Genomic DNA, 23,202 nt, shown 5'->3' with positions numbered 1-23,202 from the left:
AGTATAAACCCTTTTGGCGCTTATGTAAAGTTAGCTTTCCATTAGTTTCACGAGGAGAAAAGAAAAACCAGCTGAGTCATTGCTTCAGCTGGTTTAACGTTTTATAAAATCATACGGAATGCAGAGCTTTTCGTGTTTATTATGATAAAAAGCTTCAAAGGCTTTTTTGCCGCATTCTGCTAAATGATGATCGAGGGTAGAAAAGCCCATTACTTCACTGATTAACAGGTTTTCTCGCCCGATGATTAAGGGACGTTCCGTTTGGTATTGCTGTAAAATTGTTGCAGCGATATCATCTCCAAAAGTGAGAATGCCATCGACTTTTCGTTTCTTGAAGAATTCAGCAGCTTGAATGCCATCCTCTGCAACGATGCAATCCCAAAAAATATTTGTTTCATCAAAATCAGGATAGACTTCCTTTGCACTACGAATCGAGAATGTTGAGTTATGACTAATGTTTTTACTTCTCCCTAGTGTCATTCCCGGATTTTTAATCCCTTTCTCCTTCATATATGAAAAGCCTGTTTTGATGGATTCTTTCAAGTTGATATACACGCAACTGACATCGGCATTAGGAATTTCCTCGCAAAAGATGATCGGTCCGTATTGAAAATAGTCGAAAAATTCTTTGATCGAATTGGCTTTGGTGGTGACAATTAAGCCGTCGAAGGCTCGTTTTGCAAATTCCGCTAGATAACGCTTTTCCAATTCTTGATCGTAATTAGTCGGCAGTAAACTGATTTGGTAACCATGGTCAAAGGCCGCTTGCATGATCCCACTGAGCATCTGATCGTAATATTCATGGTTTACAAAAGGCAGGATTACTCCTATATTTTTGGTTTTGCCATAGCTCAGGTTTTGAGCCGATCGATTTGGTACATAATTCAGCTCTGCCATCACCTCCAGCACTTTTGCTCGTTTTTCATCATCGACATAGGGATGATTATTAATCACACGAGAAATTGTGGAGACAGAGTAGCCAGTGATTTTTGCGATATCGCGGATATTTGCCATAGAAACAACACCTCTTTATTTTAAGCAGCTAAATTTTCTTTTAAATAGTCAATGACCGCGGGGCCACACTGATAGAAGGTATATCGGCGATCTTGATAGAAAAAACTAATCGTAGGACAACCTAGCAGGTCACTGATAAGTAAATGTTTGATTTTATTTCTTTGCAGATTCTCAATAATCGGTCGCTTGAATCCACGATTCCGAACGAGTCTCAATTGGTTCTCGGAAAAATGCAGGGAAACTATGAAATGTTCTTGTGTATCAGCTTGCTGGACTTTCACATACGTATTCATAAAAAATTCCTCCTTTTTTTCTTTACAAAGGAAGTATAGTTTATGAAACGAGTTTCATAGCAAGCGTTTTACACTAATTTTTTAAAATAGCGAGAGCTGTTCACGTTTATCCTCGAATGTATGCAGATAATTAAACACATCCTCCGTTTTCCAAAGAATGTTTTGTTTTTGACAGGTTTCACTAAAGATAGCCATTAAGCGATCATTATTCGGACTATTGCATACATAATTATCCCCAAAGGCAAACTGATATTTTTTCTTCATTCCTGGAAAGTGTTTGTCCAGCTGCTCGTAAAAGTGTTCCCGATTGCCTACTCGTAAAGTTACCCCAAAGCCAAAACAAAGAATTCCTTTGACGCCAGCCTGAATACAATAATCCAAAAGCCCTCGAAGATTTTCTTCGCTATCGTTAATAAAGGGAAGAATAGGGGAGAGCCAAACAACTGTTGGTACACCAACTTCTCTAAACTTCATCAAGGTTTCAAATCGTTCCTTGGTAGTCGAAACAAAGGGCTCTAGGCGTTTACACAAATCTTCATCATAAGTCGTTAAGGTCATTTCAACAACAGCTTTAGTCTTTTGATTGATTGACTGTAATAACTCGAGATCCCGTAAAATACGTGCTGATTTGGTTTGGATAGCCACACCGAATTCGTACTTATCAATCAGTTCTAGTGCCCCCTGAGTAATTTTCAAGCGAGGTTCCAACTGAATGTAAGGATCGGTCATTGCACCTGTTCCAATCATACAAGGTTTTCGGCGCCTTTGCAGCTCCTGTTCAAAAATTTCTAAAGCATTTGCTTTTACTTCAATGTCTTCAAAAGGGTGATTGATTTGGTAACAATCACTTCGGCTATCGCAGTAAATACAGCCATGTGTACAGCCGCGAAAAAGATTCAGCCCATTTTTCGCTGATAAAATCGTTTTATATTCTTTATAATGCATAAATCCACCACCCATTTTATTCTAGTTTCATTCAGAATCCTTTTTCAAAGTTTGGAAGAAACGAAAAGAACAAACGTTCGTTTTAATTATCCCATAATTTCTTGCTGATAACAATCAAAAGTATCAGTATAATAAGCAGTGGAGGTGTGTTTTATTGCTAAAAATCGGTGAATTTTCTCAGCTTGGACAGGTTTCGATTCGAACCCTGCGTCACTACGATGAGATCGATCTGCTTCACCCGCAACTAGTTGATGAAGAATCAGGTTATCGGTATTACTCAGTCAGACAATTAGAGGTTTTAGCACAGATTGTGTTACTACGGGAGTTAAAATTTTCTTTGAAGGAAATAAAGAGCTTGATTCACGAAGATCCCAAAATCCTCACGGCTGCGTTATTGAAAAAGGATCGTGAAATCGAAGAAGAGATTCAACGAGATCAATTTCGTCAGCAGCAAATTCATCAAATGATCCAGCGAATGCAGTATAAAGGGAAATTTCAGGTGACAATTAAGAAAATCCCCGCTTTTTCTATCATCAGCTTAAGGAAAAAAATCAAGAGCTTTTATCATGAAGGACTACTGTGGGAAGAATTTAAGACCTTACTAAAAAAGCAAGACATATCTTATCCTTCCGAACCTGATAAGAATTTAACGATTTTCCATGATGAGGAATACTTAGAAGAGGGAGTGGACGTTGAAGTCGCTATCATATCGGATAAAACAGCGGAGGAACCCTTGCAGAAACGTGAGCTTCCAGTATTGGAGCAGGCCGCGGTCATATATGTTGAAGGGAATTATCATCAACTTCCAGAAGCCTATCAAGCATTTGCTGAGTGGCTGGAGGAACATCGGGAATTCAACATGGTAAAAGCCACACGTCAAATTTGTCATGTTGGCCCAGAGCACACAGTTAATCCGGAGGAATATTTGACTGAATTACAAATTCCATTAATCCCCTTGACTCTCACGTAGCGTGAGGATTTATCTTCTAATTAGAGGTCGCGACTCGAAAAAATAATTGGGGGATTAACACATGGAAATGAAGGAAATTGGCAAAGTAAAACAAACGGATGCGGGTGTTTATTTAGAACTGCTGCCAGAATATCAAGATGGTTTGATCGGATTGGATGATTTTAGTCATCTGTATGTTTTGTATTGGTTCCATCACTTGGATATCCCTGAACTCAGAGGAACAACAGTCAGTAAGCCATATACAAATGGACCAGAAGAACTAGGAACTTTTGCGACACGCGGACCTGTCAGACCGAATCCCATCGCCTTATCTGCAGCTAAAATTACAAGTATCCAAGGAAACAAAGTGTATCTTGAATACTTAGATGCAGAGGATGATAGTCCCATTTTAGATATCAAACCTTATACTGCCAGTTCAGATGTACTAGAAACCTTTCAAGGGCCGGAATGGTGCGCGCATTGGCCGCAAAGTTTTGAAAGCTCAGGCAATTTTGACTGGGGTGCGGAATTCAATTTTCCTGAATAAAGTTGAAGGTGACTCAAAATGAAGGAGAATTTCTTTACTTAATCAATCGAACGATCATGGACTATCTTTATTGATAGACATGATCGTTCTTTTTTGATTCTAAGTAAAATAGTAAGAATAATGAAAATTTCAATGATTTTCTGATAAAACAATTATTCGAGATGTTTCATTGTTGATAAATTGACGTATTAGTGCTATATTATCAAATGTAATTGATACAGATTTTAAGGAGATGTAATACAGTGAGTAAGAAAGGTTCAGAAATCATTGTAAGTAGTTTAGAAAATCATAACGTACCATTTATTTTTGGTATCCCTGGTGCCAAAATTGATGGTGTGTTTGATACATTAGAAGATCACGGACCACAATTAATCTTGGCTCGGCATGAACAAAATGCAGCCTTTATGGCACAAGCAATTGGCCGTTTGACTGGTGAGCCAGGGGTGGTAATTGCTACTAGCGGTCCTGGTGCTAGTAATTTAGCAACAGGATTAGTCACAGCGACAGCTGAAGGAGATCCCGTTTTAGCTTTAGCTGGTCAGGTAAAACGCTCAGACCTTTCAAAATTGACGCATCAAAGTATGGACAACGCAGCACTGTTTGCACCGATCACAAAATATAGCTCGGAAATTCAAGATCCAGAAACCTTATCGGAAAATATTGCCAATGCCTTTCGCATCGCTAAAACCGCAAAAAAAGGCGCCAGCTTTTTATCTATTCCGCAAGATGTGACAGATGGTGAGGTTCAAGGAGAAGCGATTAAACCGCTATCTGCACCAATTTTAGGTGCCGCATCAGATGAAGATATTGCCGATTTAGCGAAACGAATACACGAAGCAAAATTGCCAACCTTATTAGTTGGTATGCGTGCTTCTGGCAAAAAAGAAACAGCCGCAATTCGCAAATTAGTAGAAAAAACCGGTTTGCCAGTTGTGGAAACTTTCCAAGGTGCGGGAATTATTTCGCGGGAATTGGAGGATAATTTCTTCGGTCGTGTAGGACTATTCCGCAATCAGCCAGGAGACATGCTGCTGAAACGCAGTGATTTAGTCTTAGCGGTTGGCTATGATCCGATCGAATATGAAGCAAGAAACTGGAATGCAGAGAAGGATGCACGTATTGTAGTAATAGATGAAGTGCCAATGGAAATCGATCAATATATGCAACCAGAGGCAGAGCTGATTGGCAGTATCGCCAAAACGATTGAAAAATTAAGTGACGCAATTGATAGCTATCAATTATCAGCTGATGCTGATCATTATTTATCTACCCTGCAAGAAAAATTAATCAATGGCAAACAAAAGAGTGCGACGACGGAAGGACGAGTTCATCCGTTAGAAGTCATTGATACATTGCAAAAAAATGTTACAGATGAAATGACTGTAACTGTCGACGTCGGGAGTCATTACATTTGGATGGCCCGTCATTTCCGGAGCTATGAACCACGTCATCTTTTATTTAGTAATGGAATGCAAACATTAGGTGTTGCTCTGCCATGGGCAATCTCATCTGCCTTAGTCCGACCAAACACTCAAATCTTTTCTGTTTCAGGAGACGGTGGGTTCTTATTTTCAGCTCAAGAATTAGAAACGGCCGTTCGTTTGAAGCAAAAAATTATTCACTTAATCTGGAATGACGGCAGCTACAATATGGTCGAATTTCAGGAAGAAATGAAATATGACCGTTCTGCCGGTGTTCATTTTGGTCCGGTTGATTTTGTAAAATATGCAGAAGCCTTTGGTGCAAAAGGTTTACGGGCAACATCAAAAGCAGAATTGGAAGCAGCTATTCAGGAAGGATTAGCGACAGATGGCCCAGTGATTATTGATATTCCAATCGATTATTCAGATAACAAGGAATTAGGAAAAACGATTTTACCAGATCAATTCTATTAAGCTTTGCCTAATAGACCGTTGAGGACTAACGAATATTCTAAAAGAGAAGGGGATTCTCATGACAGTGAAAACTAAAAGTTATATTTACCAGCATGGAACACTTGGTGGTCTGATGCAGGATTTAATGGATGGAACTGAAAAAATTGGGGCTTTATCTGATTTCGGTGATTTCGGGCTAGGGACATTAGAAGGATCAAATGGAGAAGTCATTTTCTTGGATGGTGTCATTTACCAAGCAGACGAAACAGGAAGAGTAAATCTGTTAACGGGTGACGAACTGACACCTTATGCGGCGGTGACTAATTTTGAATCAGATGAAGTGTTTTCTTTAACGAATGTTTCTGATGATTCAGTTAAAAAAGAAATTCTTGAAAAAATCAGTCACAATCTTTTTGCAGCAGTAAAAATAGAAGGGACCTTTAAGCACATGCATGTGCGGGTAGCTCCAAAACAAGAGAAACCTTATCCGCGTTTTGTAGAAATTGCGCGCAATCAGCCAGAGTTTGAAGCGGATAACATCTCCGGAACGATCGTTGGTTTCTTTACACCAGGATTGTTTCATGGTGCTGCTGCTGCCGGATTCCATCTACATTTTATTAGTGACGATCGTCAGTTTGGTGGACATGTTTTGGATTTCGAATTGTCGAATGGAAAAGTAGAGCTAATGGAATTAGCTGAATTCCGACAACACTTTCCAACCGAAAATGCGGATTATTTAACCAATGAAATCAAATTGGATGAGATTACAAAAGATATCGAAGAAGCTGAATAGAAACAAAACAAGCCAGAGGGAATCAAACATTACCTCTGGCTTTTTATTAAAGCTCTTTTCCCATTTTTGATTTTGATGAGATCAAGCGTGAGCGTCCAGGGGCCTGTACTAAAAGTGTCAGTTCTTTTAATGCGTCTTTAGCGATCCATTGTTTTGGCTTAGAGGATTGTTGTTGCATCGCTTCAGCCTGGGCGATCGCCAATTCCTTGGCTTGCTCATTGGTTTTCCCAAGCTCTCTCAATGCCCAAGAGGCTGCTTTCTTTACTAATAATCGGTCATCAGCTGAATGCTGATCAATTAAAGCTAAATAGGCGGAAATTTCTGGGATCGATAGGGAGGCGTGGGTAGAGGTGCTGGCAATCAGTGTAAATGCCGCTCTTTTAAAGTATAATTTATCAGAATCAATCCAGTCTTGGATAAAGCGATCAAAATCTTTTTGCTTGATTAAAACATTTTTACAGAATAGATCACAGAGATCCCATGAAATGATCCCACTCATAAAGTAGGCAATGTCTTCATCAGTACAGTCTTTAGGCTTGAGCGCCAACACGGCGAGGATTCTGCATTCATGATAATTCGTCTGCCACAGTTCCATTAGAAAATCCTTGTCCTTAGGCAGCTTTCGTGCGAATTTGCGCAGTTCAGAAGTAGGGACACCGATTGTGTGTTCAGCAGGAATGCCTAATTTAATAATATTCTTTTTGAATTTTTCTGAGGAAGAATCTTCCAAATAAGTAATGATTTCATCAATCGTCATAGTAACTATCCTTTCAATAATAAATAAAAAGCGTAGAACAATGATCAGAAATATTCCGATAATTGTTCTACACTTTTTTTAATTGTTCAATTAAACACCTAATAACGGAGCAGGGTTTACAAAACCTGACCATAATGCGGTTGAAACACCAAAATGTAAATGAACACCTGTTGAGTTACCTGTCGTTCCCATACCGCCTAATACTTGACCAGCACTAACTGATGAGCCGACACCAACACTTGGCGCAGAAACCATATGCATGTAATAAGAGTAATAACCATCTGGATGCTGAATCACGACATGATTCCCAGCTGACCAGTGGAACCCAGCTTCAACGACTGTTCCGCCTTTAGAAGCCATGATCGGTGTACCAGCTGAACCGGCAAAATCAATGCCATCATGTTGTGTACCAGAAGCCCCCGTCGGATCTTGACGTGGTCCGAATGGACTTGTAACAACTAAACCAATTGATAATGGTGAAGCCCAACCGCTGCTAGTTGCTGCAGGTTTTGAGGCATTAGTAGTTGGCGTTGATGGGTTAGTAGTCACTTGACTAGCACCTGCATCAGTAACTGTTTGTGCTTGCTGTTGTTGTTGTTTCGCTTCTTGCTCTTGTTTTTGAGCTTCAAGTTGAGCGATCTCAGCTTCTTGTTTTTGCTTTGCAGTTTCTGCTTCCGCCGCTTGTCTTTCTGCTTCTGCCGCTGCTTTTTGAGCTTCTTCTGCCGCTTTCTTAGCTTGTTTTTCTGCCTCAGCTTGAGCTTTTTCGCGTGCTTCTTCTTCTTTTTTACGTTGTTCTTCTAAAGCCTTCAAAGCGGCTTGGCGTTTCTTCTCAGCCTCTTCTTTTTGCTTTTGATATTTATCTTTTTGATCCTTTTCAGTAGCAATACTTGCTTGAATCTCATTGATCTTCACTTGCTGATCCAATTTCGTTTGAACCAATTGCTCTTGTTTCGCTTTTAATTCTGCTGTTTTTTTGTTGATTACTTGGAGACGTTGTTCTGCCTCTTTTTCAAGTTTTTCTAACTCAGCTTTATCCTTAGTTTGTTGTTCCATGATGTTTTTACTTGCCGTTAAAATAGTTGAGACAGCTACTGTTTTCTTAACCGCTTCGCCAAATGATTTAGAGTTAATCACCGCGTCAACGATTGAGCCAGAATCCTGCTTCGTTTGCACATCACGTGCTTGCTTTCTGATTTGTTCTTCACGTTTTTGGATTTTTTCTTGAAGAACAGCAATCTTAGCAGTCAAGTCACTCATTTTCTTTTCTTCGTTCGTCTTTTCTTTTAAGACGGCGTTAACTTCTTGTTCAACCGCAGCTACTTGTTGCTCTAATGCTGCTTTTTGATCCTCAGCAGACTGTTCTGTTTGCTGTAAATCAGAGATTTTTTTATCTTGATCGGCAATCTTTTGATCATACTCATCTGCCAATGCACTTAATGGGGTAGCGGTTAATGTTAAGGCACACAAAGTCAGTGCCGTATATCTCTTCAACTTAATCAATGGATTCCCTCACTTTTTTCATCTTTCGCGTTCAATTATATAAGAATTTATGAAGAAAAAGTTTAAAGTATTTGAATTTTTATCTAACCGTATAGATTGTAATGAAAATGAAATATTTAGGACGGAAAACAAGCGTTAATTCACTTGACAAGTTCGCGTATTAATGGGGCGAATAGCTAATTTTTTCTTGTTTTAACTTATATTTTAATCAATGGTGTTATTGGGATAATTGCGGTAGAATAAACCGAAAGTTATCAGTGTTTTTCACGTATCTTAAAAAATAGAAGCTGATAGACTAATTTTTCTAATGGAAACAAAAATGGGAGGAATCTACGTGGTTTGGAAAAATCAAGAAGCAAAAGAAGAGGCATATAAATTAATGTTGATGCAACAAAAAGCTTTATTAGAGGGAGAAACGGATTTAATCGCTAATTTGGCGAATTCATCCGCTTTGTTAAATCAAACATTACAGGATACCGTTTTTGCCGGCTACTATCTGTTTAAAAATGAGGAATTAATTTTAGGGCCGTTTCAAGGCAATGTATCTTGTGTGCATATTGCGATGGGAAAGGGCGTCTGCGGAGAAGCAGCTGAAAAAAATCAAACTCTGATCGTTGAAAATGTCCTCGAACATAAAAATTATATTGCCTGCGATTCAGCAGCCCGATCGGAAATCGTTGTTCCAATGAAAAAAGGGGATCAATTGGTTGGTGTGTTGGATTTAGACAGTTCCGAGATTGGGATGTACGATCAAATTGATCAGTTTTACTTAGAACAATATGTCTCATTATTGCTAGATAATTTAAATTTAAATTTTTAAATTTTATCCAAAAAGATGGTTATTTGATAAATAACACCCTTAATGTAGTAATTTATTGCGCTTAATGCTACTATATAAGTGTAGTATAAAACATTAATGAGGTGGTTGAATGAATAAAGAAGCGATTATTGTTGGAGAAAGCTATGAATGCCGTAAGACTGATTTTGCTCGGCCGATCATTGGAGAAGTGATTCGTAAAGAGAATAGTGGGTGCATCGTGAACGTAGAGCGTTTCTACGGATTGGATGCAGACAAGATTGACCAAGTAAACGGACAAGTATTAATTAAATACAGTGAAGTAGCGGGAATTGTTTCCAAAGAGTGTTTCTTTAGTTAACAGACCGTCCTGTTTATAAAATCGCTCAGAGAGTCTTCTGAGTGATTTTTTTTTGCTTATATTTTGAAAAATTTAGCACCATGATTATAGAATAACACCGCCATTTTTCTTATAATTTTTCAAAAAAATAGTTTCTGTAAGTATTAATTAAACGCTTATTGGAATAATTGCGCACTTAAAAAATCCCATGGAAGTTTTCTCTTCCATGGGATCTGCTGTTCGTATCCTTAAGTAGTTTGAATTTTATCAATTAGACAATCGGCAAATTTAGCTGTAGAAAGCTCTTCTATCTCAAGCATCTGAGCGAAATCGTGAGTCATCTGATTGTTTTGCAGTGACTGTTCGATGGCGGACATAATTTTCTTACTAGCTTCAAACCAGCCAAGATGATCTAACATCATGCATGCAGAAAGCAGTAACGAGCAAGGATTAGCCCAGCCTTTACCTGCGATATCAGGTGCGGTTCCATGCGTGGCCTCAAAGATGGCATGACCAGTCTTATAATTAATATTTGCGCCTGGAGAGATACCGATACCGCCGACCTGTGCCGCTAATGCATCAGAGATATAATCGCCGTTTAAATTGGTTGTTGCCACGACTTGATATTTTTCCGGATATAACAGAATTTGCTGTAAGAAATTATCGGCAATCACATCATCAACAATAATTTTGTCAGTCTTTTTTGCTTCTTCTAATGCGGCATCTGCTTTTTCGTTGCCATGTTCAGCGGCAATTGTTTTGTATTGATTCATTGTGAAGGCTTGAGGATAGTTGTTCTCAATCAAATCATATCCCCAATTTTTAAAGCCGCCTTCCGTAAATTTCATGATATTGCCTTTGTGAACAAGCGTGACCCGTTTTTTTCCTTGCTCAATGGCGTAGTCTAAGGCAGCAGCAATCAACCGCTCACTACCTTCTTGAGAAATTGGTTTAATTCCCAAAGCGCTTGAGTCTGGAAAACGAACTTTAGTAACAGCTAATTGTTCTGTCAAAAAGTCCAAAAGTTGTTTAGCTTCTCCTGAATCTTTGGCAAACTCAATACCAGCATAAACATCTTCTGTGTTTTCACGGAAAATCGTCATATCAGTTTTTTCAGGTTCTTTTAAAGGAGAGGGCACTCCCTTAAAATAGCGAACAGGGCGGACACAGGCATATAAGTCCAAATCCTGACGCAGAGTGACATTCAATGAGCGGAAGCCTTCCCCAATCGGTGTGGTCAACGGCCCTTTGATTGCAATTTTGTGTTTCTTGATAGCCTCCAATGTATCATTAGGAAGCCAAGTACCGGTTTGATTAAAGGCTTTTTCACCAGCGAGAATCTCTAGCCAATCAATTTTTCGCTCATTTGAATAGGTAGAAGAGACCGCAGCATCAACAACTTTTTTCGTCGCCTGCCAGATTTCTGGACCGATTCCATCGCCTTCAATATAAGGGATGACTGGAGTCAAAGTATTTGTCATTATGCTTGCTCCTTTTGCACTTTTTTATTGATAACCAACGGTAAAATTCCTTGGTTTTTCCAATAAGCAATATCAGCTGCAGAATCAAAGCGTAATTTTGCTTGGAAGTGAATGGTCTTCTCGCCTTTAGCGGTCACATCAATGATTTGATTGATTGCTGGTTCAGCAGGGAAATCAAAGCTATAGCTTTCCAATCCTGTTAAACCAAGTGATTCAGCCGTTTCTCCAGGAAGATATTCAAAAGGAATGACGCCCATCATGACCAAATTACTACGGTGAATTCGTTCATAGCTTTCCGCTAAAACGGCTTTAACACCTAATAGATTTGTTCCTTTAGCGGCCCAATCGCGAGAAGAACCCATACCGTAATCTTTGCCTGCAAGAATCAGCGTACCAATTTGCTCCTTTTGATACTGCATTGCTGCATCATAAATGGATAATTCTTCACCAGTTGTTGCCAATTTCGTATACCCGCCAGTAGTATCTGGCGTTAATTGATTTTGAATGCGAATATTTCCAAACGTCCCGCGCATCATGACTTCATGATTGCCTCGTCTTGATCCAAAAGAATTAAAATCTTTATAGGACAATCCACGATCTTTCAAATATTTTCCAGCAGGAGATTGAAGTCCGATATTTCCGGCTGGGGAGATATGGTCAGTTGTTACTGAATCACCAAATTTGGCCAATACTTGCAAATCAGTCAAAGGATTCAGGTCCTCTGATGATTGTCCAAGATTTGTAAAGAATGGTGGATTTGCAATATATGTCGACGCATCGTCCCATTCATAGCAGTCACCCTCGGAGGTCTCAATCTTATTCCAGCGTTCGTTTGATTGATACACATTCTTATAGGCTTCGCGGAAATCTTCTGGATTCAAGAAATCATTGATATACGCATTTACTTCTTCTTGCGTAGGCCACAGATCTTTTAAGTAAATGTCCTTTCCATCGATTGTCGCAAGTGCTTCCCTCGTAAGATCCTTTTTGATAGTACCAGCTAAAGCATAAGCGATCACTAAAGGAGGAGAGGCAAGATAATTTGCTTTAATTAATGGGTGAATTCGTCCTTCAAAATTTCGATTTCCTGATAAAACAGCCGATACAACCAATTCGCTGTCTTTTAAAGTTGTTTCGATCTCTTCAGCTAAGGGGCCAGAATTTCCGATGCAAGTAGTACAGCCATAACCGACAATATCAAACCCTAATTCGGCTAAAGGCTCTAATAAATGTCCTTTTTCCAAATATTGCGTCACAATCTTTGATCCTGGAGCCAAAGAAGTTTTAATGGTTTCAGGGACTTTCAACCCAAGAGCCACTGCTTTTTTAGCCAACAAGCCGGCAGCCACCATAACCGATGGGTTACTGGTATTTGTACAACTAGTGATTGCAGCTAAGGTTAGGTCACCCGTCTCAATGGTTTGATCGGTTCCTTGAATCACCGCTTGACGATCGGCCTCTTCTGGCTTCAAGCCAAATCCTTTAGGACCACTTGGATTGGTTAATGAAGTTTTGAAATTTTCGGAAACTTCGGCTAATGGAATCCGGTCTTGTGGCCGTTTTGGACCTGCGACCGAAGATTGAACAGTTGATAGATCTAATCGGATTACCCGTGTATAGTTCGGCGTTTCTGAACCATCATAAAAGAGTTTGTTTTGTTTTGCATAGGCTTCGACTAATGCGACCTGTTCCTCAGAACGTCCAGTTAAACGGAGGTAACTTAGGGTTTCTTCATCAATTGGACAGAAGCCGCAGGTTGCACCATATTCAGGTGCCATATTCGCGATCGTTGCACGATCAGAAAGGCTTAAGGTCTTATAGCCAGTCCCGAAATACTCAACAAATTTACCAACCACTTTTTCATTTCGCAATAGTTCGGTAAGGTAAAGGGCTAAATCTGTGGCAGTGGCTCCTGGACTCAACGTTCCAGTTAATTCCACACCAATCACTTCTGGTGTAGGGAAATAAGAAGCTTCACCCAAGATTGCAGCCTCCGCTTCGATACCGCCAACCCCCCAGCCCAGTACACCAAGGCCATTGATCATCGTCGTATGGGAATCTGTTCCTTCTAAGGAATCAGGAAACAGTAGGTGATCTTCGTTTTTCAATATGACATCTGATAAATACTCAAGATTTACTTGATGGATGATACCAGTTTCAGGTGGGACAACTTCGAAATTATCAAAGGCTTGTTGCGCCCATTTAAGAAATTGATAACGTTCATGATTTCGCTCGAATTCTTTCTCGGTATTGTAAGCCAAACTATCAGAGGTACCTGCACAATCGACTTGAACAGAGTGATCTACTACTAAAGTTACCGGAATCTCTGGATTAATCACTTTTGGATCACCGCCAAGCTTTACTACAGCGTCGCGCATTGCGGCAAGGTCTACAACAGCAGGAACCCCTGTAAAATCCTGCAAAACAACACGTGATGGTCGAAAAGGGACCACACCTGACGGTTGTTTGGCATCAAAAGCAATTAAGCTCTCTAAATCAGTAAGCTCTTGATGGCGTGCCAAGCTTTCTAATAACACACGAATGCTGAATGGATAATCAGCAATATCTTTTTGGTACGTATTGACAATAGATGAAAGATCAAAGTATGTATAATGTTCGTTATTGACAAGAAGCTCTTTTTTCCAATTCAATACAAAATCCCTCCTAAATACGTTATCATTTAAATTCAGATGGGTTTATTATACGAATAAAGAAAAAGAAAGTAAATGAAATTATTAAAAGTATTTCATTTTACGCCAATGGTGTTATAATGTTTCTTAACCCGATTGTTAAATTAAATAAGGTTAGGAGGACACAATGATGTTAGATTTGAACCAAATGGCTGAGGTATGCCGAAAAGAGGATTATTTAGATGCTTCTTTATATAAGAAACATAATGTAAAAAGAGGATTGCGTGACCTAGACGGCAAAGGTGTTTTGGCTGGTTTGACCAATATCTCTACGATCCATCCCCAAATTATGGACGGCGATAAAGTTATTTCCAAATATGGTGAACTTCGTTATCGCGGAATCGATATCAATGAATTAGTAAATGGCTTTGTTTCTGAAGAGCGTTTAGGCTTTGAAGAAGTAAGCTATTTGTTATTATTTGGATCGTTGCCAACCGAAGTTGAGCTAGCGGAATTTCAGGCTTTAATCGGTAAAAGACGAACACTTCCAACCAATTTTGTGCGTGATGTTATTATGAAGGCGCCATCACACAATATCATGAATATGATTTCCCGCAGCGTCCTGACATTAGGATGTTATGACGACAAATCTGATGATGTTAGCATAGAGAATGTGTTAGATCAAAGTTTATCCTTGATTGCGACTTTTCCAATGATTGCCGTCTATTCTTACCATGCATACAATCATTATAGCAAAGGGGATAGTATGTATATCCATCGTCCAGCTGAGAATTTGAGCACTGCTGAAGCCATCTTGACCATGCTGCGTCCGGACAAAAAATATACCAGCCAAGAAGCCCAAACATTAGATATGGCACTGGTGTTACATATGGAACACGGCGGAGGGAACAATTCGACCTTTACAACACGAGTTGTTACATCCAGCGGCACAGATACTTATTCGACTATTGCAGCAGCACTAGGTTCTTTAAAGGGTCCTAAACATGGTGGCGCTAATATTAAGGTTACGCAAATGATGGAAGATCTAAAGGCAACTGTCAACGATTGTGAAGATGAGAACGAAATTCGCGATTACTTAGAAAAGATTTTAAATAAAGAGGCGTTTGATAAACAAGGCTTGATTTACGGGATGGGACACGCCATCTATGCAGAATCAGATCCACGCGCAGAAATTTTTAAACGTTATGTAGAAAAGTTAGCAGAGGAAAAAGGTTCCGAAGCTTCCGCAGAATTTAACCTGTACCGCAAAGTAGAGCGACTAGCGCCAGAAATTATTTCCGAAAGACGTAAAGTTTATAAAGGAGTTAGCGCCAATATCGATTTCTTTAGTGGTTTTGTTTATCACATGTTGGATTTACCTCAGGAATTGTATACACCAATGTTTGCGATCGCACGGATCGTTGGCTGGTCGGCGCATCGAATCGAAGAGCTGATTAATGTTCAAAAGATCATCCGACCTGCTTATATGGAAGTTTCTGAGGATCGTGACTATCAGAGCATTATTGAACGCTAAAAAAATTCCGTCAGAGAGCTTTCTGACGGAATTTTTCTATTCTGAAATCAATCCAAGATCAATACACGCTTTCCAGATGCCATCTTCTCCTACTGCTGAGGTAATATAGGCAGCTTTTTCTTTTAACGCTGGTGCGGCATTTCCCATAGCAACAGGAAATCCTACGGCGTCAAACATCGTAAAATCATTTTCTTCATCACCGAAGGCTAGCGCTTGTTTGGCAGTAATTTTCATTGAGTCACAGATTTTATGAATGCCTTCTGCCTTTGTTCCAGTTTTTAAATGAATATTAGCCGCAACAGGAGCGACCTTTTCTACGATAAGCGGGGAGTCTAACCCTAAGTTAAAATCTGTTTTTTCGCTCCAAGGAACGATTAATTGGATGACATCTTCCGGGAGCGGATCCGTTTTTTTCAGCAAGGTTTTTTCAGAGGATGGATCTCCTTGATACTGATTTGTTTCAAAACAATAAAGTTTGTGGGGCGTTTCGATCAAACATTCTATTCCCAGTTGATCCAACTGAAGGAACAGTTTTTTGAGCAATTCCTGAGGGATCGCATTTTGATGGATCATGCTTCCTCGATAATGGACACAATTTCCGTTAGAAGAAATAATACTGTCGACACCTAGATGAACAGCCAATTCATTCAACGCCCCGTAGTGCCGGCCTGAGGCAATCACGGGTTCGATTTGATTTTCTTTCAACTTTTTCAATGCATGTTTTGCAGATTCGGGAATTCGTTTGGCAAAAGATAACCCATGAGGTAAGTTGTTATCCGCCAAGGTACCATCAATATCAAAAAAAGCGACGCGATAATTATTCACACGAACAATCCTCCAATCGTATAACGTTTTTTTTCCTTAAAGGTAAAGCTGAATTTTAAAGTGAATTCGATTACAATCAGTATAAAAGAAAGATTGAGAAACATCATTCTTTTTTTACACAAAACGCAAACAAATTTTATTCGTACACCTGACTCTCAAAAAGGGGATGATAACCAAGATGCACAATGAATACAGTCCAACAGAGCTATGCAGAATTTTTCTGCTTCATTCCAATACGATTCGCCTTTATGAAAAGTCAGGGTTTATTTCTCAGGCGCAACGAAATCCAAAGAATAATTATCGGGTATTTACTGAGCTTCATAGGTACCAGGTTCAAATTTGTCGCTGTATTTTTGGGTATCCCTTCACAACAAAAGCAATTAGAGCGGCCGGAAATGCCCTTTTATTTGCCTCCGCCAAAAAGGATTGGCAAGAAGTCAGAAGGAAACTGGAACAATATGTTAAATCTATTGAAGCGGAGATTTCCTTGGCACAACAGACGGTCGCCCTTTTTCAAAATAGGATTGAGCAGCATACTTTGATTCCTGATTTTGAGATGACACGTAAGAACGTTGCTGAATATTTCGGAGTCACAGTAGATACGATTCGAAATTGGGAACGCAATGCATTGATTTTACCTGAAGGGAAAAATCCCACAGGAAAAGTTGTTTATTCGGTAGAAGATTTTACACGAATTCAAGTGATCTATTTACTTTTGCAAGCGGGCTATAGTATTGCTGCCATCCATACTAGTTTGACTGGATATGATAGAAGGGGATCTTGTTTACTCATTGATGAGCCGATTTCCCATGAAATTATTTCTGTTGGTGACAATTGGTTAGCGGAATTGCAAAAATTACTGTTGGCGGCTCAAAAGATTCCCTCCTTGCTTGCTGAGTTAGAGAAACTATAAACCTTACATACGCACCCCATCCATTTTAATCATGCTATGTTTTTATAGTAAAGGATTTTCACTATTTGGATTGGAAGGGATGTTTTGCTAATGAAAAAAATGAATGAACTCTTTTTAAAGGAACGAGCAGTAGGGACTGAGGCTAATCATAAGGTCTTGCAATTTCTAGAGAGGCGATTGAGCCAATTAGGGTATGGAATTAAGAAACTCCCTTTTGATTGCTGGACATGGCGAAGAGGAAAAGCTGAGCTTACACTTGGGAATAGAAGATTTGTACTTGAAGCCAGCCCCTTTTCATCAGCTTTTAATGGAAAAGGAAAAATAATGATTGCTAAAACAGTGGAGGAATTGGAAAAGTTCAATTGTCAGAATAGTATTTTGGTTTTAGCTGACGCATTAACCAGGGAGCCCTTATCTCCCAAAAACTATCCTTTTTATTATCCGGATGGGCATAAATCAATCATTCAACTTCTCGAAGAAAAGCCCCCCTTAGCTATTATTGCCGCAACTGGAAAGACTCTATTGAACGGAACCAATCCCTTTCCTCTATTTGAAGATGGCAATTTTATGATTCCTTCGGCCAATTTCAATCAGCAATTTCTACCAGATTTAGAAGAAGCGATTCGCATAAATTCGCAAGGAAGGGTAATTATTGATTCGCGGAAAACTCCAGCGTGGAGTTACCAGCTTGTAGCTGAGAAAAAAACAAAAAAATCAAAAGGCAAAATTATTATTGCTGCTCATATGGATACAAAATACGGGACCCCTGGTGCATTAGACAATGGAGCAGGACTCGCCGTTCTAATGCGAATAGCTGAAATTATTGAGAGTACACAATTTGATATTGAAATTATTCCATTCAATAGTGAAGAGTATTTCGAAGCATCTGGCGAATTATTGTATTTGGCAGATATGGAAAGTAGAAATGAGCAAATTATTTTGATGGTAAACATTGATTCGCCTTGTCATATAGGTTCAAAACCAGTGATATCTAGTTACGGATTGCCACGGAAAATAGAAAAAACTCTGCAGAAGATCTTTCAAAACAACAATCAGCTCATTTCTGGTGAGCAATGGTTTGCGGGGGATCATGTTCCTTTTGTATTTCGCAAGATTCCGTGTTTAGCTGTAACATCATCTGATTTCTTTACTGGGGCGCTAGTGGACACGCATACATCAAGAGATACGATCGAGACTGTCAATCAAGCACTCATCGAGCCAACTGCTCAAAATTTAACCGCTGTTATCAAAAAACTAACTCAAAATAATTTAAATAAACAATAGTTAGGGAATACATAGAATATGAAAGGTGGATTTAGATGATTGTAATCATTACTGGAGCATCACATACAGGCAAAACTGCCTTGGCTCAGCAACTACTTGAGAAGTATCATTATCCATATTTATCCATTGATCACCTGAAAATGGGATTAATTCGTAGCGGTGAGACAAAATTAACCCCGTCGGATGATAAAGAACTCACGCCTTATCTATGGAAAATTTTAAAAGAAATAATTAAAACGGCAATTGAGAATAATCAAAATCTCGTGGTCGAAGGACTCTATGTGCCTTTTGATTGGAAGCGGTCATTTTCGGAGGAATACTTAACTCATATTCGATTCTATTGTTTGGTTATGTCAGAGAGGTATATTAAAACGCGTTTTTCGGATATTAAAAAGTATGCGAATACAATAGAAACGAGATTAGACGATTCAGACTTGACAATGGAATCAGTGCTCGAAGAAAATAGTAAAAATTTAGGGCTGTGCCAAAAATATCATTGTCGGTATCTGTTGATCGATGATACCTACGAATTTAAACTGGATCTTAGTAGGGAGGAAGAGGAATGGAACTAGAGTCTAAGAGAATGTCTGACTATCTACTGGATTTACCAGAAATTTGTTTGACTGATAAAACTATGATGGAGTTAAGCCATAAACTGTTACGAAATTCTGAAAACGAAATAGAAGTGGCGCAAAATGCTTTTCTATTTGTTAGAGATCATATTGATCATTCATGGGATATTCAGGCGTCTGAAGTGACAAAGACTTCTGTTGAGGTATTGAATAGTGGTCATGGAATTTGCTATGCTAAGGCAAATTTACTGACGGGATTGCTAAGAGGTGCGGGTATTCCCACAGGGTATTGCTATCAAAAATTGTTGCTTTTTGATGAAGTTGAGAAACGGCATTGTATCCATGCGCTTAACGCTGTGTACCTACAGTCATTAAAGCGCTGGTTTAGGATCGACGCACGAGGAAATAAAGCAGGAATCAATGCACAATTTTCCTTAAAGGAAGAACATCTCGCTTTTGTGGTAAATAGTGAATGTGGCGAACAAGAATCAAATATAATTTTTGTAAAACCAAATCGAAAAACTATGGAAGTCTTAACTAAAAATAGTAATGCATTAAAGATGTACGTGAATGATCTACCAGATTCCCTTTAGCTGAGAAGCTAGCCATTGTCTTTCCAATTACTCGGAAATTCGCTACAATAATAAAAAAGACAGTTGGAGAAGACAGAATGAAAAAAATAACCATCAAAGAAGTTGCAGAAGAAGCGGGTGTTTCAAAAACAACCATTTCGCGCTTTTTAAATAATAATTATGGCAATATGTCAAAGGAGACAAAAGAAAGAATCGCAGAAGTGATCGAGCGTTTGAACTATCGTCCCAGTAAACAGGCGCAGGCCTTGAAATCAAAACATAGCTACTTGATCGGTGTTGTCGTTGCCGATATCTCAAACATGTATTCTTCTTTACTGTTAAAAGGGATCGGAGAAGTCTTAGAAAAAAGCGGCTATCAAATGATTATCATGGATGCAGCAAACTCTATTACACAGGAAAAAGAGCTATTAGAAAAATTGTTGGATCAAAGTGTCGAAGGAATTATTTTACAACCGTCTTCACGACAAACATCAAACTATCAATTTATTTCTGAACGCAATATCCCACTCTTATTAGTCGACCGGCAGACGGATCCAGAGCAATGGTCCTCCGTTTTGACTAATAATAGAGACGCCACGCAAGAAATCTTGAAAAAAGCATTGGCCAAAGGTTATGAAAAAGTCGTCGTTGTTAGCGAACCGATCAAAGATGTCAGTACTCGTGAGCTACGGTTTGAAACGGTGGATTCTGTAGTAAAAAAAGCAGACAAAAAGTGTCAATTGATTGAAATCGATCAAGAAGAACAAATTCATGCTGCTTTAGCGTCGGTTCTGGAGGAAAAGTCCCGGACACTTCTATTTGCTTCAAATGGACGGATGTTGATGGAGGCTCTATCTTGGCTCATTCATCAAGGTATTGCGATTCCCAATGAGGTTGGGGTGACAGGTTTCGATGATTGGAATTTGACGGAATTAGTTGGACCTGGAATAACGAGTATCGAGCAGCCTTCTAAGAAAATTGGTGAAGTTGCAGCAGAGCAATTGCTGCAAAAGTTGGTAACCAAAACAACCGAAGTTCAAAAAATTATCGTTCCTTCAACCATTCGTTGGCGTAAATCTGTATGATTAATTAGTTATTTTATAAAAAAACTAAATGGAAGAAGCCTCGTTAGGAAACCGATTTCCAAACGAGGCTTCTTTATGTACACAAAGTAAAAATATTTTTTAAAAGTGAAACCGTTGACATTTTATGGAAACCGGTTTACTATACAAATATAGAAACCGGTTAACTAACTGAAAGGAAGCGATTTTAAGTGGATAATAAATTGGTGCTTAATTTTTTAGTTTATGCTGACAGAGTAGCAAATGGAGCGACACAGAGCGAATTATTACAGGAGATTTCTGATCTGGGTTTTACTCAGGTTGAAATTAGACGCGAGTATTTCAAAAATATTGACTCAGAAATTCCTGTTATTCAATCAGAAGCTAAGCGTTTGGGCTTGGATCTATTTTACAGTGTTCCCGATGAGGTTTATGTGCAAGGAGAAATAAATCCCAAACTAGATCAGTATTTATCCGAAGCTAAGCAAATGGGTGTTAAACACATTAAGTGGAACATTGGCGATTTTACAGGAGTGCTTCATGAAAATGAATTGAAAGCGCTTCTTGATCAGGAAATTGAGATATCAATTGAAAATGATCAAACGCAAACGTCGGGTACAATCGCTGCCATTGATCGCTTTATGAAGGCGGTTAAAGTCGCTGGATTAACAATAGGATATGTTTATGACCTTGGTAACTGGCGATTTGTAGGAGAAAACGAGCTGGAAGCAGCTGAATTATTAAAGGATTATGTTCACTATATTCATGTAAAAGATGTTAAATACAGTGAGGAGCAACCAGTCGCTGCTGGACTTGATCATGGTGTGATTGATTGGCGAAAGGTACTGGATCTTTTACCTAAGGATGTTCCTGTTGCAATTGAATATCCGACTACGGAAAATAGTGAAATTTTAGAAGCCAAAGACTTATTGGAGAGTGAATTCTAATGACTGAACAACAAACAAAAATCGATCCTGAAACATTTGCGTATCATTTTATGGAAACGATTCAACGATCTGAAGTTGATACTGAAAACATGGAAGCAGCTGCTAAAGAAGCACTAGCTGCTTATCTGACAGGCTATTACTTAATTCAAAAATTCAATCATTTGGAAAATGATTTCTTTATTGAAGACCACGCAAAACCAATTTCAAAATACCAACGCATTTTAAGTGAGCTAAACAAATATTAGGAGGTGAATGAACGTGGGTAGCGCAATAACAGGAATACTATTAGCTGTAACCTTTATTATCTTTGTCCTTTATGCTATGAAGGGTGGCAACTTAACGGTTGGCTTCTTCGTAATGGCGATCTTATGGACCGTTATCGGGATGGTTCCGTTTAACACGGCGGTAAAGGAAATCTTTACTGAACCGGTCTTGAATTATGGAAAGACTGCTGCATACATCATTTTTGGTTCTTGGTTCGGACGAGTCTTAGTTGATACAGGAATTGCTGGGAGTATTAGTCGAAGAACTGAGAAGGTCGGAAAGAAAAGTCCAGTCTTAGCAACAATTTTGATTGCCCTTGTAATCGCTTTAATCTTTACGAGTTCTTATGGAGTAGGTTCTGCAATTGCCGTTGGTGTCATTCTGTTCCCAATCATGTTCTCGATTGGTGTTCCCAAAAATATTGCTGTTTCAATTTTTACAATTGCAATTGGTGCTGCGATGTATGTTAACAACGTCCTCTTTGTTCAATTCCAAGTGTTCTTTCCTAAGGTAGCTTGGGGTCCCCATTATCAACGCTTCGGCTTTGTGGCAATGGGAGTTCAGTTAGTGATTCTAATCCTCTTCATTTTGTTCAATGCGAAGAAAATTCGTAACGGAAAGCCTGAAATTGTTGAAAGTGATACGGAGGAAGAAATCGTAGAAGTTCCCGTGTGGACCTACATTTTACCAGTCATGCCCGTTGCTTTAAGTATTTTTGCAAAATGGGATGCTGTACCAGCGCTCTTACTTTCAACGATTATCGCTTTTGCTGCGACAGGAAATATGAAGCGTTACAGCAAATTTGTCACCATGATGAACGAAACTGCTAAACACGCGATTAGTGATATTGCCGGATTGTTGATTATGTTGTTTGTCTTGACGATGTTTCAATCTGCTGCAGTTCATGCAATGTCAGGTTTCACCAGTGTATTCCAAGAAATTATTCCAAGCAGCAAGCTAGTTCTGATTATCATTGTAGCGATTATCGCGCCGCTTTCTTACTTCCGAGGCCCATTGATGCTCTATGGGGCGGGGGCAGCAACTGCGGCGATCTTAGTTGGAACTGGAATGTTTGATCAGTACTTCTTATATGGACTGTTAGTTGTTCCTTCAATGATGGGTGTCTCCGCATGTATTACGCAATCATGGAACTTGTGGTCTGTGCAATATGCTGGATTGGATACAAAAACATTTTTGATGACAGGAATGCCCTGGGCGTGGGCAGCAACTGTTCTGAATTTGATTGCTGCGTATGTCTTGCTTTAAAAGAGAGAGCAGGAAATTTGTTTATAAGTCAATAAAATAAAAAAT

The 23,202-nt window shown here is 39.1% G+C and carries 23 protein-coding genes; 15 read left to right on the top strand and 8 right to left on the bottom strand.

The annotated features are described in order from the left end of the window. Positions 1–93: 93 nt before the first annotated feature. From IGI44_RS09955 to IGI44_RS09945, 3 genes are all read right to left on the bottom strand, one after another. Entirely contained in the window at positions 94–1,014 is a 921-nt protein-coding gene (locus tag IGI44_RS09955; RefSeq protein WP_438787584.1) for a LacI family DNA-binding transcriptional regulator, read from the bottom strand. A 20-nt stretch (positions 1,015–1,034) separates the two neighbouring features. Then, positions 1,035–1,307, bottom strand: a complete 273-nt coding sequence (locus IGI44_RS09950) for a hypothetical protein (protein ID WP_438787583.1) — start codon at positions 1,305–1,307, stop codon at positions 1,035–1,037. An 81-nt stretch (positions 1,308–1,388) separates the two neighbouring features. Then, the gene (locus IGI44_RS09945; RefSeq protein WP_438787582.1) at positions 1,389–2,252 is read right to left on the bottom strand and encodes an SPL family radical SAM protein; all 864 of its coding nucleotides are present in this window, start codon (positions 2,250–2,252) and stop codon (positions 1,389–1,391) included. Positions 2,253–2,406: 154 nt separating this feature from the next. Here IGI44_RS09945 and IGI44_RS09940 point away from each other — a divergent pair, with 154 nt between their 5' ends. The 4 genes from IGI44_RS09940 to budA all read left to right on the top strand — a co-directional run bounded on the left by IGI44_RS09940 (position 2,407) and on the right by budA (position 6,415). Then, a complete protein-coding gene (locus IGI44_RS09940) occupies positions 2,407–3,222 on the top strand; it encodes a MerR family transcriptional regulator (protein WP_438787581.1) in 816 nt (271 codons plus the stop codon). A gap of 61 nt (positions 3,223–3,283) precedes the next feature. Further along, on the top strand, positions 3,284–3,748 hold the full coding sequence (gene tsaA / locus IGI44_RS09935; RefSeq protein WP_438787580.1) for a tRNA (N6-threonylcarbamoyladenosine(37)-N6)-methyltransferase TrmO: 465 nt from the start codon (positions 3,284–3,286) through the stop codon (positions 3,746–3,748). A gap of 242 nt (positions 3,749–3,990) precedes the next feature. After that, positions 3,991–5,643: an acetolactate synthase AlsS gene (alsS, locus tag IGI44_RS09930; protein WP_438787579.1), complete on the top strand. Its 1,653-nt coding sequence runs from the start codon at positions 3,991–3,993 to the stop codon at positions 5,641–5,643. Positions 5,644–5,701: 58 nt separating this feature from the next. Further along, positions 5,702–6,415 (top strand): acetolactate decarboxylase, encoded by a 714-nt coding sequence (gene budA, locus IGI44_RS09925; protein ID WP_438787578.1) that lies wholly within the window; start codon positions 5,702–5,704, stop codon positions 6,413–6,415. Positions 6,416–6,461: 46 nt separating this feature from the next. On the opposite strand, the gene IGI44_RS09920 is transcribed toward budA, so the two are convergent. Together IGI44_RS09920 and IGI44_RS09915 are read right to left on the bottom strand one after the other, a co-directional pair. Beyond that, entirely contained in the window at positions 6,462–7,172 is a 711-nt protein-coding gene (locus IGI44_RS09920) for a DNA alkylation repair protein (protein ID WP_438787577.1), read from the bottom strand. A gap of 90 nt (positions 7,173–7,262) precedes the next feature. Next, positions 7,263–8,672 (bottom strand): peptidoglycan DD-metalloendopeptidase family protein, encoded by a 1,410-nt coding sequence (locus IGI44_RS09915; RefSeq protein ID WP_438787576.1) that lies wholly within the window; start codon positions 8,670–8,672, stop codon positions 7,263–7,265. A 334-nt stretch (positions 8,673–9,006) separates the two neighbouring features. Between IGI44_RS09915 and IGI44_RS09910 the strand changes: the two genes are divergently transcribed. Continuing rightward, a complete protein-coding gene (locus tag IGI44_RS09910; RefSeq protein ID WP_438787575.1) occupies positions 9,007–9,492 on the top strand; it encodes a GAF domain-containing protein in 486 nt (161 codons plus the stop codon). A gap of 109 nt (positions 9,493–9,601) precedes the next feature. Beyond that, positions 9,602–9,829 carry a hypothetical protein gene (locus IGI44_RS09905; RefSeq protein WP_438787574.1) on the top strand — a complete coding sequence of 76 codons (228 nt, stop codon included), beginning with the start codon at positions 9,602–9,604 and terminating at the stop codon, positions 9,827–9,829. Between the two features lie 227 nt (positions 9,830–10,056). On the opposite strand, the gene icd is transcribed toward IGI44_RS09905, so the two are convergent. Then, the gene (gene icd / locus IGI44_RS09900) at positions 10,057–11,289 is read right to left on the bottom strand and encodes an NADP-dependent isocitrate dehydrogenase (RefSeq protein WP_438787573.1); all 1,233 of its coding nucleotides are present in this window, start codon (positions 11,287–11,289) and stop codon (positions 10,057–10,059) included. Beyond that, entirely contained in the window at positions 11,289–13,940 is a 2,652-nt protein-coding gene (gene acnA, locus IGI44_RS09895) for an aconitate hydratase AcnA (RefSeq protein WP_438787572.1), read from the bottom strand. The genes icd and acnA overlap by 1 nt, the downstream gene beginning before the upstream one ends. Before the next feature lie 187 nt (positions 13,941–14,127). Between acnA and IGI44_RS09890 the strand changes: the two genes are divergently transcribed. Next, a complete protein-coding gene (locus IGI44_RS09890; protein WP_438788960.1) occupies positions 14,128–15,453 on the top strand; it encodes a citrate/2-methylcitrate synthase in 1,326 nt (441 codons plus the stop codon). 36 nt (positions 15,454–15,489) lie between these two features. Here the strand turns inward: IGI44_RS09890 and IGI44_RS09885 are convergent, their stop codons facing one another. Then, positions 15,490–16,278 (bottom strand): Cof-type HAD-IIB family hydrolase, encoded by a 789-nt coding sequence (locus IGI44_RS09885; RefSeq protein ID WP_438787571.1) that lies wholly within the window; start codon positions 16,276–16,278, stop codon positions 15,490–15,492. 178 nt (positions 16,279–16,456) lie between these two features. On the opposite strand from IGI44_RS09885, the gene IGI44_RS09880 reads away from it, so the two are divergent. The 8 genes from IGI44_RS09880 (at position 16,457) to IGI44_RS09845 (ending at position 23,157) form a co-directional block, all read left to right on the top strand. Beyond that, positions 16,457–17,191 carry a MerR family transcriptional regulator gene (locus tag IGI44_RS09880; protein ID WP_438787570.1) on the top strand — a complete coding sequence of 245 codons (735 nt, stop codon included), beginning with the start codon at positions 16,457–16,459 and terminating at the stop codon, positions 17,189–17,191. Positions 17,192–17,281: 90 nt separating this feature from the next. Next, positions 17,282–18,475 carry a M28 family metallopeptidase gene (locus IGI44_RS09875; RefSeq protein ID WP_438787569.1) on the top strand — a complete coding sequence of 398 codons (1,194 nt, stop codon included), beginning with the start codon at positions 17,282–17,284 and terminating at the stop codon, positions 18,473–18,475. Between the two features lie 35 nt (positions 18,476–18,510). After that, a complete protein-coding gene (locus IGI44_RS09870; RefSeq protein WP_438787568.1) occupies positions 18,511–19,047 on the top strand; it encodes an adenylate kinase in 537 nt (178 codons plus the stop codon). Then, positions 19,038–19,640 (top strand): transglutaminase-like domain-containing protein, encoded by a 603-nt coding sequence (locus IGI44_RS09865; protein WP_438787567.1) that lies wholly within the window; start codon positions 19,038–19,040, stop codon positions 19,638–19,640. The genes IGI44_RS09870 and IGI44_RS09865 overlap by 10 nt, the downstream gene beginning before the upstream one ends. A gap of 77 nt (positions 19,641–19,717) precedes the next feature. Continuing rightward, positions 19,718–20,704: a LacI family DNA-binding transcriptional regulator gene (locus IGI44_RS09860; RefSeq protein ID WP_438787566.1), complete on the top strand. Its 987-nt coding sequence runs from the start codon at positions 19,718–19,720 to the stop codon at positions 20,702–20,704. 188 nt (positions 20,705–20,892) lie between these two features. Beyond that, entirely contained in the window at positions 20,893–21,627 is a 735-nt protein-coding gene (locus IGI44_RS09855; protein ID WP_438787565.1) for a sugar phosphate isomerase/epimerase family protein, read from the top strand. Beyond that, entirely contained in the window at positions 21,627–21,872 is a 246-nt protein-coding gene (locus tag IGI44_RS09850; RefSeq protein WP_438787564.1) for a hypothetical protein, read from the top strand. The genes IGI44_RS09855 and IGI44_RS09850 overlap by 1 nt, the downstream gene beginning before the upstream one ends. A gap of 13 nt (positions 21,873–21,885) precedes the next feature. After that, on the top strand, positions 21,886–23,157 hold the full coding sequence (locus IGI44_RS09845) for a gluconate:proton symporter (protein ID WP_438787563.1): 1,272 nt from the start codon (positions 21,886–21,888) through the stop codon (positions 23,155–23,157). Positions 23,158–23,202 lie beyond the last annotated feature (45 nt).

This window comes from Enterococcus sp. DIV0756 (assembly GCF_051710745.1).
In the GTDB taxonomy this organism is placed as follows: Bacteria; Bacillota; Bacilli; order Lactobacillales; family Enterococcaceae; genus Enterococcus_A.
The sequence above is the reverse complement of the archived record's forward strand: the minus strand, read 5'-3'. Positions and strand labels throughout refer to the sequence as shown.